This is a genomic window from Mesorhizobium sp. B2-5-13, from assembly GCF_006440535.1.
Taxonomy (GTDB): domain Bacteria; phylum Pseudomonadota; class Alphaproteobacteria; order Rhizobiales; family Rhizobiaceae; genus Mesorhizobium; species Mesorhizobium salmacidum.
On record NZ_VFUI01000003.1, the window covers coordinates 39,146 to 54,109 of the forward strand.

Here is a 14,964-nt window from a genome sequence, read left to right on the forward strand (position 1 = left end):
GGGCAAAGCGGGCTTTGAGCTATACCAGGAGCGGATACTTGAGCGATCAAAACGAAGTCGTGACGGCCGATTTGGTCGAACTGACAGCCGACATTGTCTCTGCCTATGTCAGCCAAAATCCCCTGCCCGTTGCAGGGTTGCCAGACCTCATCGCGTCGATCCATTCGTCGCTTACAGGCCTTGGTCAGCCGAATGTGGACGAGCAGTCTCAACAGGAACCAGCCGTCAATCCGAAAAAGTCGGTAACGCCGGACTACATCATCTGCCTGGAAGATGGGAAGAAATTCAAATCGCTGAAACGTCATCTCGCGGTTCACTACGGGCTCACGCCAAACGAATACCGCGAAAAGTGGGAATTGAAGCCAGACTACCCGATGGTTGCGCCGAACTACGCGGCCCAAAGATCTACGCTCGCGAAGGCGGCAGGGCTCGGACGCAAACCGCAACCTACCCCGACCCGAAAGGTGCCTGCCAAACGAAAGCCTAGGGCTTAGTAAAGGCTGGCTGTCGCTGTTTCAAACCTCGGGCACGCCTTGAGGGGCAGTTAGCCTATCGAGACCGTGGGCTATGCCACCTAATTTCGAGCAATCTTCGGCGACGTTGCGCGCTACGCAGAGCGTCGCCGATAGCAGAAGGTGCGCCCAGATACGAGCTTCGATCAAAGTAGAATACTGCGGATCCAGACCGCCAATTTTTCATCAGCGCGCAAAATTCAGCTGCAGGCTCAACGCAGAAAGTTCGAAAAGCTAACCCCAGTCGATACGCTGAAAACGGCAGAAGTTTTGTTATGGAACTGTCTTTTGTATATTAATATCAATTACTTAACTTCTCACAATATTCATTATGTTAAATGACGATGTCCCGGAGAGTCGGGGATGGGACTTCCCATGCCGGCCTTGCTGGGGGCACTATAACCTGCCGGCAGCCCCACCTGATGGGTAGACCCCGCATCGTGCTCCAAGATCGAAGTTCTCCGATCGACCCGAAAATGTCCGCCAAGATGGTGTGCCGTCCCCCAATTGGCAATCAATTCGAGCTTCGCAGGTAAGCACGAGCCACCAACACACACCCGCGTGTCTCCTTCCTTCCAGGCCTGCAGGCGGATCGCGGGACCGGTAAGGCGCTACAGGTCCCGCGCCTTATCCAGTCGCGATCCCTGCATCGCAGGGCGACTGTCTGATGTCCTCTTGCGTGGACCTGGTTCCCTGTGCTGTTGCCCCGAGCGCGGGTCACGCGCATGCGGACGGCGGAAGAGTCACAGCTCTTACGACTGGGCAGCTTTTGATGCCGCCAACACACTGGAATTGCGTCGTCGCTACCAAATCAAGATTATGGAACTTAAGCCTGGGTGCACAGCCTCGCACTCGCCCACCGCGCCTTTGGGTCGGTGCAGCTCAGAGACCGGCCTGATTGCCCCGGTCAGGGATTCAATGGGCCACCATTTGCATTGCCAGGCATCGCAAACCTCAACCAAACGTCAACGGCAGATTTGTTACCACGAACGGCAATCTCTAGCAACTCTCGGAGCCTCTCATATTCTACGCTCGGTGCGACCTCCTCTTTGTAGTCGGCAAAGCCTACGTCATGCATTTTCTCCAAAACGACTGGGAACAGAACAGGGTAGAGCGATCGTTCATAACTATCGGTGTAATCCATCGCCACACAAACGCCGGTCATGATTTTTGTTTCTTTGCCCCGAATCCGACACCGCCCCAACTCATCCAGGGCATAGAGGCTGCTCCATCCGTCGACCGCGCCTCGCAGGAAAAGGAATTTCCCCTCCGGTTTGTACACGATAAACTGAACTCTATTTCGGCCATAGTTTTGCATGACTACTTTGGCCACTTTAAGTGAGTCGTCCCACTCAAAGCCAGCTCTGAAGATCTCTATCCGGTTAGAGTCGACAGAATTTGGTCGATACATATTATAGAACCCGTAGTGGCCGTCGAACACTTTCTTTGAGTAAGTCCCTGTCTCCCTTTTTGAATAAACTAATGAGTTTTTTGAAAGGAACCTCACAATTTTATTGAACTCCACATCGGAAATGGAGAGGCCTTGGCCAGCGCGCCGCCAAGTCCTATATGGAAGGCCAGCATTCCCGAGGATTGATTCAATCTCACCTCGATGCTCTTTTGAAAATTCATCGATTAGAGCTTTTACCTGCTGCCTGGCTTCTTTTCTCTCTTCTTCTGTAGCCATTTCCGCAAGCATGGTCGTTCGTTCCCTTCCGGCCATCTGACACACTCTGACATTTCCCTGACAGCCGTGAGAATGGGCAGAGCCGTTGGCAGCGGCGATGATCCGGGCAGCTCATAAGAGCACACCGCCCGGCTCGGTCAAGGCCGTGATCAAGGGAGCCTTAGGGTTTCGCCATGTTCAAACTTCCTCTCGTATTCGCCCTCGCTGTGGCCGGCCTGGTCATGGTCAGCCACGCGAGTTCCGCCGAAGAACAGTCGCCGCCCCCGAAGGTGACCTGCCCCGTTGACACGATGACTGACAATGGGGGTGTCAAGATTTGCCACGACGACAAGGGCTCCGCCGGCGTCACGATCCCGGTCGACCCCAATGTCCTCAAATATCCAATCGGCCGGAGCGACAAATCCGTCGCCAAACAGGTTGGCAACGCTGTCCATCACTTCTTTAGCCACCTGTAAGGGCACGCTACTGGCTCGCGGTTAGCGCGAGCCAGTAGCAATCCGATCCTCTTTTAACGCTCAGGAGAACACAAATGCGCACTTTCATGCTCGCCGTCGGCCTCATCGTGGGGTTCCCCGTCATTCCCGTCATGGCGCAGAACTACACCGACAATCCGCCGACAAATGGGCCCTACATTTCGCCCTGCCAGGACAGCAACAGCTGCAACACCGTGCAAGTTGACACGCTTGGCGGCAAACCGGGACTGAATCCGGTGTCCGGCGGCTACCCCGGCGTCCCTTCGACCGCAGCCCCGCCGCCTCCGCCTAAGCAGCATTGATTATCGCTGCAACTCCCGGCCCTGCAGCGCGATCGCGACAGGGCCAAAAACATATGTAGAAGATCAGAAGGCGATACCTCTCTGCAGCGCCCTGCCCCCCCGTGTTGACACACCTATTTCAGTTCTGGCCCAAATGGCCGATCGAGCGGGACATTTTGCGGAGAATGACGATGGCGACCCCACTGCTGATCGACTTCGATCCCGGGATCGATCCCGTCGTCAGTTTGTTCTATGCCGCGCGGCACTTTGATCTTGTCCAGGTCGCCACGACGCATGGCAATGTCTCCTTGACTACAACGACGCGCAACGCCCTACGTCTCGTGGGTTTGGGGGGATTGACGCGCCGGTGGCTGCGCGCAGCCCTCGTTCTTAGGGCCTCAATAAGTTTAAACGTCACGGCGTAATAGCATTAAGCTTTTAGCTTATTGCTATTAGCTTTAAACTGATATATGAGTAACCTCGGAGCCTACGATAGAGGATCTGATCATGACGCCTGCCGAAGCCCTGAAGAAGATCAAGGTTGCGATCGAAACATCGCCGCGGAACGGTTATATCGCCGAGCTTCATGTCCAGGTGATCAAGTACGCCAATGTCCTGGAGGGTGTGACAGGCAGGGAGTTCTGCGAGGCGGTCGGACTGACACCTGCGTTTGGAACTGAGTTTGCCAAGATGCGAAAGATCGCTGGCAGGCTCATCGACGCGGGCCTGGACGTGGACCGGATATGATGTCCGCGATCGGTGCGAGCGCCACACTGGCAGAGCGGATCAAGGGCATTCTTGCAGCCGTGAAGCCGCTGGCTGCCGAATATTATCAGGTGGCGGGCAAGCCGCTTGGCGTGACCGGTGAGGTAACCGAATACGTGGCATCGACCGTCATGGGACTTGAACTGGCCCCTCCCCGCACAACCGGATATGACGCGGTCCGGCATACGCCAGCCGGGCCGGAGCGAATCCAGATCAAAGGCCGCGCCTATGACCCGGCCGGGAACCGCAGCCAGCGCATAGGCCAGATTAAACCGTCAGGCCCCTGCGATACCGTGATGCTGGTGTTGCTGCATAACGCCACCTTGGACCCTGTCGAGATCTGGGAGGCCCCCTTCCCCGCAGTGGTCGCGCGTTTGGCGGAGCCAGGCTCCATCTCCCGCAACGAACGTGGCGCACTGGCCGTGTCCGATTTCAAGCGGCTGGGGCGACAGGTGTGCCAGCGCACGAAACATTCCTCTATTTCGCCTACGGCTCAAACATGGACATTCAGCAAAATGAAGGAGCGCTGCCCGGACGCCGAAATCGTTGGTTCAGGTCATCTGCCGGGCTATGCACTGTGCTTTCCCAGAATGTCGATGAAACGCAAATGCGCAGTGTCATCGGTGGAGCCCTTTGCTGGAGGGGAAGTCTGGGGCGTGGTATATCGTTTGACGGCCGCCGACCTGGCTCTACTCGACCGGAACGAAGGTTATCAGTCCGGCCGAGATCGGCATCTCAACAGCTACACACGTCTCCCGGTGACGGTTACGATGAACGGCGTGGCAACTGAGATGCAGACATACTTTGCCGAACCGCAATCCGGAAAATTCTTGCCGAGTGCGGCCTACCTGCAGCATCTTCGCGACGGCGCCAGGCACCATCGGCTGCCGGATAGCTATTTGGCTTTGCTCCACGGGTTGGAGGCTATTGCGTGAAAGTCCGATGATGAAACGGATCGGACTCTAATTGCGCCATGCCGACAGCCATTCCGCCAGCCACTGTTAAAGAACTTCGGCATCGTGTCTGTATGCTGATTTCCAATGTTTCAGCCTATCAGGTGACCCGCTATTGCCAACGCTTAGGCTTAGCGCCCGGCGAAAGCGACGAAGCGATGAAAAGCAAATATAAGTACGCCGAGCGGCGACTTGATACGCTAGGGGTCAGTCGAGTGCTCGAGGTCGCTCGAGCGATCTTGGAAGAAGATGCAAACTTTGCGCTCACCGAACTCGTTGCCAAGATTGATGAGCGCGATGAACCCCCTATCACGGAAATAACCCGCCGCAGGCTGTTGGCCCTATTCCAGGCAAGGCCGTTGACCACCCAACTTCCCGAGATCGAATTCATTCAACGGGTCTGGCCGATCGCCGAAATGGACTCGATATATGACCCCTCTGAGGGTCCCCTGGAAGACGACATCTTCCAGCACACGGTCCGCAACAACGACTGGGATACAGCCGAACTGCTTACGGCTCTGGGACTCCTGACCTGTTCGAAGGGTCGCCTGTTCAAATTCCTTACGGAGGTCATGGGTCCCGTTTCACAGGCGCCGGACGTCCAGGCAGAGCTCGCGGCCGCACTAAATGGGGTCTTGCGGCATGACGGTTATCGGCTTGCAGTAACCGGAAAGGTGTCGGGGACCCCCGTGTATGCAGTACAGAAGGCCCGGCTCGGCAGCCCGGGCGACGAAGGCATCTCTGCCGCCCTGGTCGCGTTCAATCCCGACGATGTACATGCTCGCTGGACAGCCGCCGTCGATCGCCGCCAGGACGACCCGCAAGGGGCGATTACCCTGGCCCGGACGCTCCTCGAGGATGTCTGCAAATGGATTATCGATGAGGCCGGCGAAACCTATCTGGATAAGGACGACCTGCCGGTTCTCTACCGCAAACTTGCCAAGACGCTGAAGCTTGCGCCCGACGACTATACCGAGCAGACATTCCGGCAGCTGCTCGGCAGCTGTCAGCAGATCGTGGAGCTGCTGGGCTCGCTGCGCAGCAAGTTGGGTGACGCTCATAGTCCGGGGCCAAAGCGGTCACGCCCCCTGCCCCGTCATGCCGAGCTGGCGGTGAATCTTTCGGGAACCATGGCCACATTCCTCGTCTCGACATGGCAGGCACGCCAAGCTGAAAGGCCGAAGGGCGCTACATAAGCCCGGCACAGCGCACCATTTTCTCGACGGACGGCCGGTTTCACGATAAAAAAGGCCTAGAAACAGGTATTTTGAGCCGACCCGGGAGACTTCTGGACCTCCCTCCCTAGGCCAAACCGTCTCCGCCCCCGCGACGTTCATGCCTGGGAGCTCGGAGGTTGGGGCACCCTGCAAAGCAGGATGCGACGGTCGCGTGTCCAGAAAACGACCGATTTCCGTACATCGCCGTAAGTGGTGCCCGGATAGCGATCCGAGGATAGTTTCACGTACGGAAACCATGTGCAGAATTCTATTGTGCGGATAACGTCCCACCAGCCAATCGGACAGACCTCATATCACCGTTTAAGTCCACGTCAGGAATTCGCACGTGGACCTTCTTGGCCGATGCCGACAATTCCAGCCGCGATGGGTTGTCAAAATTACCTAAAGCAAGCGCGCGTAGTCGGACTGAGAAACGACCCAAACGTTCGAAAACTATCAGGAACCCAGGCGAACTCGACGCTGCTGCCGACAATCACGCGGCATGTCTGCGATAGGAAAAATACGCCCCCTCAATAGTGGGTCTGGCGATGTAGCGGTCTCCCGCTACCAACCTACTTATAAGCTATTGAAATCACAATAAAAACATGAGTTTGGTAGCGCCCTGTCCGAAAAATCTTCAATGATTTCAGGGCCGAGCCTTGCTACCTTGTGGTGCCAACGAACGTCGCAAATGCGCCCGAAGCGGTCTTTGCAGAGCAGATGTTCTGATGTCGCCTTTGGGGCCGAAGGCGGAACGTCGACTCTCGGGATAATTGGGCAAAAAGCGGACCTTGCATTCGGCGGCCGGAAGCGAGGTGTTGATTGAGACACTCGGCCTAATTTGAGCCCATGAGTATCTCGGCAAACCGGCTCATCATGAACCGGTCAGTGATATCACTTCAGCAGTGCCACCGTTCTGTCGACGGCGCTGGGGAAGCCGTTCAGCGAGAGCGCAAGGTTGGTCTCCTTGCCGCCGTCCGCGACCACCTTGACCTTGAGGCTTTTGCCGTTGCGCAGGGTTGCCAACGTCTCGGCATCAAAAGCCAAATCCACGATGCAGCCGCCCGGAAGGCAGGTGCGGAAGCGGAGCGGCGGCAGCACGAGACCGTCATCGATCTGCAGCGTCACGCCCTTTTCCAGCGCCAGGCCGAACGGCAGCACCAGCGTTCCCTGGACCGTCTCGCCTGCCGGGCGCAGTTCCATCGCCAGAACGCGTTGGCGCGACTGACTATCCGTCTGCTCCTGCGACAGAGCGCAGACCTTGACGCTGGCGTTGTTCTGGGTGGCGAGATTGCAGGAGACGGTCCAGTCGCCATGCCCTTCCCTGAGCGAGGTCGCCCCGCCAGGGAGGACTGCCGTGTCTTGAGCGAATGAGGCCGCAAGGGAGAGCAGGCTCGCGGCGATCAGCGTGGCATATCCAACTCGTCTGTTTCGTTTCATCTTGTTTCCATCTATCAAAAATTCGGTCCGCCCAGGATGCGAACGGCAGAGAATGCGCACATCTGCGCGCGCATTCTGATTGCTCGACCGGGCTGTGCCAGATGCCTCGTCGGCGCTGCTACCAGTGCACGCTGAAGCCGAGCTTGCCGCTTATGACATTGCTGTCGCCGAAGCTTGCCAGGCTGGTCTTGGCGAGCGCTTCGCCGTAGACCGAGTACTTGCCGTCGCCAAAGTCGAGCGAGCCGCCGAGGCCGACGCCGCCCCAGAACGTCTGGTTCTGGCTGGAAAGCTTCACGCCAGAGACGTCGACGTCAGTCCCGTCGAGGAAGTCGTAGTAGAGATTGGCGATGCCGTAGACATGCGCGCGGCTTACCTGACCTGCACTGTCGGCCCACTGGTTCTCATAATCGGCGGAGATGCCGAGGCGGCCGATCAGGTTGTCGCCGCTGCCGGGCGACACGATCGCGCCGAACGGATCGGTGAACTTGTCGAAGTCGACCGCCGAGTAGGAAAGCTGCGCCTGCGGGGTCAGCGACCAGTTGTTGTGCAGCGCAATCTTCTGTCCGCTCTCGATGCTGAGCGCATAGCCGAAGCCGTTATTGCCGTCGGCAAGCTTGCCCAATACGGCCGAGTTGATGTCGCTGTCATACCAGGTCGCCTGGGCCTGGGTGTCGACATAGACGCCGCTGTTGCCGAACCAGGTCAGCGTGCCGCCAACGCCGTAGCCGGTAGCCGAGATCGAGCCCGTGCCGAAGGTCGACGACACGTCCGACGAGACGGTGCCGTAATGGACCGTGATGCCGCCCAAAAGGATGCCGGCCTCGCTCTCATGCAGCTGGCCGTCGACGCCGGCGTTGAGCTTCCAGGTCGTCACGTCATAGTCGGTGCCGGTGGTCGAGGTCTTGGGCTCGAACTTGCCATGCGCGGCATCGATGCGGGCCCAGATGGCGTTGCCGTCGACCGGACCCTGGCCCGGCAGGTCGGCGCCTTGCGGCGTCGCGCCCTCGCCCCATGTCCGGTTGCCGATGCGCTGCTGCAGCGTACCCAGTTCGTTGAAGCTCTGCAGCACGCCGGCATAGGCCTCGTAGAGCGGCGTGCTTGGCGCATAGAGCGGTCCGGTCTGGTTGACTAGGCTGGAGCGCAGGTACCAGTCACCGTCAGCCGGCGTGCTGACGCCGTTCCTGTAGAGCCTATAGGCGTAAGCACCGCCGACCACCGCCTGGTCTCCTTCGAAGACGTAGTCGCCGGCAAGCGTGAAGGTGCCGGCCGAGCTGCCGTCGATATCGACGATCTTGATGCCTTCGCTGGTTTGCGCGCTCCCGCCGCTGACATTGGTGACCGCAAGGATGCCGGAGCCGGAGGTGTTGCCATGCACGACCAGCTTGTCGGTCGCAGACGCATCGCCGCCGAGCGCGGCATTGATGAGGACCGTGCCGCCATTGCCGACATAGTCCCCGCTCACCGTGAGCACCGTACCGGGTGCCGCAGCACCAAGCCGCACGGCGCCGCTGTTGTTGAGCGAGGCGACCGTCTGGTCGAAGCCGGCAAGGTCAAGCGTGCCGCCGGAGGCGACGATGAAGGCGGACGTCGCGTTGAAGGCGCCGACCTTGCCCGCCGCCAGGGTTCCGTCCTGCACAGTCGTCGGCCCGACATAGGTGCTGTTGCCGGCGAGGATCAGAGTGCCGAAGTCGACCTTGGTCAGCCCGGAGTTGCCAACAAGGTCGGACGCGATGGTCGCCTTGTAGCTGGCGCTGCCGCTGGTGCCGTCGCCGACATTGATGATCGCCGGTCCGCCGGTCAGGGTGATGGCGTCGCCCTGGATGCGGTAGCGGTCGGCGGCGAACTGCATGCCGTTGACGGTGACCGGCCCGTTGCCGTTGTCGACGGCCACGGTTCCGGGCGTGCCCTGGAATACGGCGAACTGGCCGTTGCTCCACGGCGCGTTGACCTCGCCGCCGGGGGTCGTCCAGTTGTCGCCTGTGCCGGCGACCTGCCAGGTGCCGTTGCCGCCATTGACCACGCTGTTGTTCTTGGGGCCGGCATCGCCGTCCCAGAAGGTCAGCAGCTGCCCGGCCGTGTTGATAAGGTTGACCTGGTTGGCGATCGATGTCTGGACCGAGTAGTCGGGCGACGTCAGGGCGAGCCCATTGTCTGTCAGCGAGCCGTTGTAGTTGAACACGCGATAGACGCCTGGGCCGAAGCTGCCGCCGGCAGTCGGCGTGATGTTGAGGGTGCCGTCGAGCGTCAGATTGCCGCCGACATTGACGACGTCGTTCAGCGCGCCGCCGGGCGCGTTGGCCTGCCCGAAATTATACGCAAGACTGGTGCCGCCGCTGAGTATAAGGTTGCCGTTGATCGTCAGCGCGCCGGCGGCGTTGCCGCTGCCGCCGGGGCTGAGCGTGCTGCCATCCGCCATGGTGACATCGCCGCCAATGATGCCGGTGCCGCCGAGCGTCGCCCCGCCTGCCACCGAGGTCAGGCCAATGGCGCCGGACTGGTTGCCGTTGACGAGCAAGGTGCCGCTGTTGACGTTGGTCGGCCCGCCATAGGTGTTGGCGGCGGTCAGGATCGTGGTGCCCGCGCCGATCTGGTTCAGGCCGCCCGCACCGGAGATGACGCCGCCGAAGGTGATGGCGTTCGAACGATCGAAGGCCAGCGTGCCGTTGTCAACGACATTGCCGGCGAGGCTGCCGAGAGCGCCGCCATTGCCGACCTGCAGAATGCCTGCCGCAATGGTCGTGCCGCCCGTGTGCGTGGCATCGCTTGCCAGCACCAGCGTGCCGGTGCCGTCCTTGGTCAGCGCGCCGGCGCCGGCGATGCCGCCGGTCAATGTCGTCGTCGTGGCTGCATCGGTCAGGAAGGTGCCGGCGCCGGCGAGCGTGACCGCGCGGCCGGTCGTGATGTCGGCGGTGGTGTTGAGCGTGCCGCCGTTGAAGGACAAGCCGCCCGCCGCGTCATCGAGATTGGCGTCCGACGCGATCTGCAGCGTGCCGCCGTTGATCGCGGTGCCGCCGGTGTAGCTGTTGGTGCCGGACAGCACCAGCGTGCCGAGGTCATCCTTGACCAGCTGGGTGTTGCCGGTGAGGTTGGAGGCAATGGTCGCCACATACGTGGCGCTGGCCGCGGTGCCATCGCCCACGCGGATGGTCGACTGCGGTCCGACCAAGGTGATGTCGCCGCCCTGGATCAGGTAGCCGTCGGTGGCGAACTGCATGCCTGCAGCGCTGACCTGTCCCGGCAAATTGTCGACGGTGACGGTGCCGGCCGTGCCGGCGAAGATGGCGAAGGCGCCATCTGCATAAGGCGCGTTGATCGCACCTGTGCCTTCCGTCCAGTTGTCGTTGCCGTTCGAGTTCTGCCAGATGCCATTGCCGCCGTTGACGGCGCTGTTGTTCTTCGGACCGGCGTCGCCGTCCCAGAAGTTGAGCAGCAGGCCGGCGGTGTTGACCAGATTGACCTGGCTGGCGATCGAAGTTTGGACAAAGAAGTCCGGCGACGGGATCGTGCCGACGTCGAGGCCGTTGTCGGTCAGCGTGCCGCCATAGCTGATCACCCGGTAGATGCCGGGGCTGAAGGTGTCGCCGGGCGCGACGGCAACATTGATCGTGCCGTCGAGCGTCAGGTTGCCTGCGACCGCCGTCAGGTCGTTGAACGCGCCACCGGCGACATTAGCTTGGCCGAAATCGTAATTGAGGCTCGATCCGCCACTCAGCCCAAGCGCGCCGTTGATGGTGAGCGTGCCGGCCGCACCGGCAACGCCGGGGTTCATCGACCCACCATCGGCCACGCTGACGTCGCCGCCGATCGTGCCGGTGCCGCCGAGCGTGCCGCCGACACTGACCGAGGTCGGGCCGACGGCCGCCGACTGGTCGCCGTTGACGAAGAGCGTGCCGCCATCGACGACCGTCGGGCCCGCATAGCTGTTGTTGGCGGTGAGCGTCGTCGAGCCGCTGCCGAACTGCCTGATGCCGCCGCTGCCGCTGATGGTGCCGCCGAAAGTGATATCGTCCGATCGGTCGAAGGCCAGGGTGGCGTTATCGACGACGTCGCCAAGGATCGAGCCCGAGGCGGCGCCATTGCCGAGCTGCAGCGTGCCGGCGGAGATCGTCGTGCCACCGCTGTAGGTGCTGGCGGCGGTCAGGATCGTGGTGCCGGTGCCGATCTGGTTCAGGTTACCCATGCCGGAGATAACGCCGCCGAACAACAAGCTATCGGAGCGGTCGAAGGCCAGCGTGCCGTTGTTGGTGACATTGCCGGCGAGGCCGCCGGAGGTGCCGCCATTGCCGACCTGCAGCGTGCCCGCGGCAATGGTCGTGCCGCCGCTATGGGTGGCATCGCTCGCCAGCACCAGTGTGCCGACGCCCTCCTTGGTCAGCGCACCCGCGCCGGTAACGCTGCCGGTCAATGTGGTGGTGGTGCCGCCATCGGTCAGGAAGGTGCCGGCGCCGGCGAGCGCGACCGCACGCGCGCTGGTGATATCGGCGGTGGTGTGGAGCGTGCCGCCGCCGAAGGCCAGGCCGCCCGCCGCATTGCCGAGATTGGCGTCCGACGCGATCTGCAGCGTGCCGCTGTTGATCGCCGTGCCGCCGCTGTAGCTGTTGGTGCCGGACAGCACCAGCGTGCCGAGATCGGTCTTCACCAACTGGCTGGCGCCGATGAGGTTGGCGCCGATGGTGGTTGTAAAGCCGGCGCTGGCCGCACTGCCGTCGCCGACGCGGATGATGCTCGAGCCGCTCACCAGCTCGATATCTGCGCCCTGGACCAGATAGCCATCGCTGGCGAACTGCATGCCCGTCGCCTGCACCTGGCCGTTGGTGTTGTCGACAGTGACGGTTCCCGCCGCACCCTGGAAAATGGCGAAGCTGGCGTTGGCGAAGGGCGCGGCGAAGGTGCCGCTGGCATCGGTCCAGTTCTGGTCGCCGGCGGCCCGCCAGGTGCCGTTGCCGCCGTTGACGATGCCGTTGGAGTGCGGACCGGCGTCGCCGTCCCAGTAGCTGAGCTGCAGCCCCGCCGAATTGACGAGGTTGACTTGGTTGGCGACCGAGGTCTGCACGAAATAGTCGGGCGACGTGACATCGAGCCCGTTGTCGGTTAGCGAGCCGCCATAGTTGAAGACGCGATAGACGCCGGGGCCGAAGATCCCGCCCGTCGTCTGCGTGACATTGAGCGTGCCGTCGAGGGTCAGGTTGCCGCCGATGTTGACGAGATCGTTCAGCGGCCCGCCCGGCACGTTCGCCTGGCCGAAATTGAAATTGACAGCCGAGGTGTTGTTGAGGGTCAGCCCGCCATTGATGGTGAGCGTGCCTGGTGCGTTGCCGTCCTCGCCGGGGCTGAGCGTGCCGCCGTTCGCAATCGTGACGTTGCCGCCGACGGTGCCGGTGCCGCCGAGTGTCGCGTTCGAGCCGACGGTGGTGGTTCCGGTCGCACCGGACTGATCGCCGTCGACAAGCAGCGTGCCGGCAGTGACGAGGGTGCTTCCGGTGTAGCTGTTGCTGCCGGTCAGGACCCACGTGCCGAGACCCGACTTGACTAGGGTTGTCGGACCGCCGGTGTCGCCAAGAACGGAAGACAGCGCATTTGCGCCTGTGTTGCTACCGGTCAGGGTCAGGGTACGTGCGCCCGCGCCGCTGAGAGCGACTGAACCGGTGTCGCTGAAGGTCAAGGCTCCGCTGCCGGACGCGTCGATGGCGCCGCCATTCGTCGTCAGGGTGAATTGACGGTTCGTGCTCACGCCGCTCCCCGTATATTGCAGCGTGCCGCCGTCCAGAATCAGATTGGCGGCGGCGCTGGCGGAGGCTCCGATGCCGCTGGCGGCGCCGCCGTTGGCAAGCAGCGGGGTGCTCAGAACACCGCGGGAGATTCTGGTCGCGCCGACATAAGTGCTGGCGCCGGAAAGGATTTGGGTGCCGGTGCCCACCTTGGTGACACCGACCACGTTGGTCTTGCCGCTGCCGCGGATGATGCGGCCGCTGAACAGTCCGTCGGCGTTGGTATTTCCCAGTATGATGGTCGAGCCAAAATTGCCGCTGGGCTGGCGATTAGCGACAATGATGCCGCTTCCGGACAGCGCGCCCAAATTGAAGGCGCTCGTGAGAAATCCCGAACCTATGCCCTGATCGGCCAATTCGATGGTGCCATTGAGCACGACACTCGTATTGATCAGGGCATTGCTGGTGGCTGGTCCCCCAAGGGCCAGACCGCTGCCGGCGCCGGCGGCGCCATTCGCGATGCCGTTGATGACCAGCGTGCCGCTGAAGGTGCTGTTGTTGTTGCGCAGTGCCACGGAGTTGCCCGCATTGGCCGCGTTGATGGTGACCGTCCCGCTGCCCTTCAAGCCGCCGTCCAGGTAAAGCCCCCGGCCCGTGCCGGGAGTATTGACGTTGATCGACGTGTTGCCGGTGGTGGTCACGGCTCCGCTCAACACGACGGTGCCCGATGGATTGATGTTTTCCAACATCGCGCCATCGTTGAGGGTGACGGGGGCGACGGCTGTTACGGATGTGGTGCCGGTGAAAGTCAGTGTAGCAGCGGAATTGACCGTGGTCGCGGAAACAAAGCCGGTTACGTTGCTCAGAACTAACTTTCCGGCATCAACGATGGTCGCCCCCGTGTAAGTCTGGGTGCCGGAAAAAGTGAGCGTCCCCACCCCCGATTTCACCAAGGTGGCGGAGCCGGAGATCGCCGAACTGATCGCCGCCGACACCCCGGCATCCGTCGTGATCGTGGGCGTGGCCCCGCTTAGGGCCAGCGTACCGCCGGTGACCGTATAGCCGGTGGTGTTGAAGGTCGCGCCTGCCGTCGAAACCGTACCACTCACGGTCACGGTGCCTGCGGTCCCGCCAAATATGGCGGTGTCTCCACCCGCCCACGGCACCGCAGTCGAGCCATCGAACCAATTGCTGGTGCTGGTGTCCCAAGTGCCAGAGCCGCCGGCGCCGGTCGGGCCGAAACTCAGGGTCTGCGCGCCTGCCGATGTAAGTGCCGTGGCCGATAGAAGCAACGTCAGGGCCGACGCTTTTGTCGTGGCGGTCGCCAATTGGGCCAAATGTGGCGCAAAGCTTGCCACGTGACCCTTCCGTTTGGTCATCCGGCCCCCGCGCATCGGCCATGAGCCAAAGGCCCGAGACCCGGCTTCAGCCAAGCGCGTCCCGCGCTCTAGGGTTTCAGCTGAATTGTCCTGGGTTCCGCTCATTCTTTCCCCTTGGCGCCAGCCTGACGGGTCTCCCGACCACCGGTCGCGATCTGGCGCGCGCATGCAATTTCAATTCGGAAATGGACGGGTGTGCTAGACAGCGGCGCCTTGTCCGCGCGGCTGCCGTTCGGCGATCCTCGGTATGAGGCAAGGTCCCCCATTCTCCGCGGCACCTTCGGCTCAAGCACAAGTGCGATGATCGCGCCCACCAATGCGCTGGTAGCATGAAACCCCTCAAGCTTTCAATCGCCTCAAGAAGCCATGATTCCCACATTTAGTATTTCAGGAAAATGCGGCGCCGTTACAAAAACAACGAGGAAGACCTAAGCGGTAGTTAATCCCTTCATTGCATTAGCGACAACTTGTATAATAGGCACGAAAGCAGCCTCGGAATGCGCTCGGTGACTTCACGCTGTCAGGCACGCACATTGAGTGGCTTTGGCT

10 protein-coding genes are annotated in these 14,964 nt (G+C 61.4%); 6 read left to right on the plus strand and 4 right to left on the minus strand.

The annotated features are described in order from the left end of the window. The first annotated feature begins 38 nt into the window (after positions 1–38). A complete protein-coding gene (locus FJ434_RS06345) occupies positions 39–494 on the plus strand; it encodes a MucR family transcriptional regulator (protein WP_140745576.1) in 456 nt (151 codons plus the stop codon). 925 nt (positions 495–1,419) lie between these two features. Here the strand turns inward: FJ434_RS06345 and FJ434_RS06350 are convergent. Then, positions 1,420–2,235, minus strand: coding sequence for a hypothetical protein (locus FJ434_RS06350; RefSeq protein WP_140796808.1), 816 nt, complete (start codon positions 2,233–2,235; stop codon positions 1,420–1,422). 137 nt (positions 2,236–2,372) lie between these two features. On the opposite strand from FJ434_RS06350, the gene FJ434_RS06355 reads away from it, so the two are divergent. Continuing rightward, on the plus strand, positions 2,373–2,654 hold the full coding sequence (locus FJ434_RS06355; protein WP_140502897.1) for a hypothetical protein: 282 nt from the start codon (positions 2,373–2,375) through the stop codon (positions 2,652–2,654). A 74-nt stretch (positions 2,655–2,728) separates the two neighbouring features. Then, entirely contained in the window at positions 2,729–2,974 is a 246-nt protein-coding gene (locus FJ434_RS06360; protein WP_140502899.1) for a hypothetical protein, read from the plus strand. 113 nt (positions 2,975–3,087) lie between these two features. On the opposite strand, the gene FJ434_RS30080 is transcribed toward FJ434_RS06360, so the two are convergent. Beyond that, entirely contained in the window at positions 3,088–3,249 is a 162-nt protein-coding gene (locus tag FJ434_RS30080) for a hypothetical protein (RefSeq protein ID WP_246678247.1), read from the minus strand. 211 nt (positions 3,250–3,460) lie between these two features. Between FJ434_RS30080 and FJ434_RS06370 the strand changes: the two genes are divergently transcribed. From FJ434_RS06370 to FJ434_RS06380, 3 genes are read left to right on the plus strand one after another with little or no spacing between them, the layout of a single operon-like run. Beyond that, the gene (locus FJ434_RS06370; protein ID WP_140503455.1) at positions 3,461–3,700 is read left to right on the plus strand and encodes a transcription factor; all 240 of its coding nucleotides are present in this window, start codon (positions 3,461–3,463) and stop codon (positions 3,698–3,700) included. Then, a complete protein-coding gene (locus FJ434_RS06375) occupies positions 3,697–4,653 on the plus strand; it encodes a gamma-glutamylcyclotransferase family protein (RefSeq protein WP_140745570.1) in 957 nt (318 codons plus the stop codon). Before FJ434_RS06370 ends, FJ434_RS06375 begins: the two co-directional genes overlap by 4 nt. A 38-nt stretch (positions 4,654–4,691) precedes the next feature. Next, positions 4,692–5,867 (plus strand): abortive infection family protein, encoded by a 1,176-nt coding sequence (locus tag FJ434_RS06380; RefSeq protein ID WP_140745568.1) that lies wholly within the window; start codon positions 4,692–4,694, stop codon positions 5,865–5,867. Positions 5,868–6,782: 915 nt separating this feature from the next. On the opposite strand, the gene FJ434_RS06385 is transcribed toward FJ434_RS06380, so the two are convergent. Both FJ434_RS06385 and FJ434_RS06390 read right to left on the minus strand, forming a co-directional pair. After that, positions 6,783–7,328 carry an invasion associated locus B family protein gene (locus tag FJ434_RS06385; protein WP_140745566.1) on the minus strand — a complete coding sequence of 182 codons (546 nt, stop codon included), beginning with the start codon at positions 7,326–7,328 and terminating at the stop codon, positions 6,783–6,785. A gap of 118 nt (positions 7,329–7,446) precedes the next feature. Further along, positions 7,447–14,415: an autotransporter outer membrane beta-barrel domain-containing protein gene (locus FJ434_RS06390; RefSeq protein WP_181165823.1), complete on the minus strand. Its 6,969-nt coding sequence runs from the start codon at positions 14,413–14,415 to the stop codon at positions 7,447–7,449. Between the last annotated feature and the right edge of the window lie 549 nt (positions 14,416–14,964).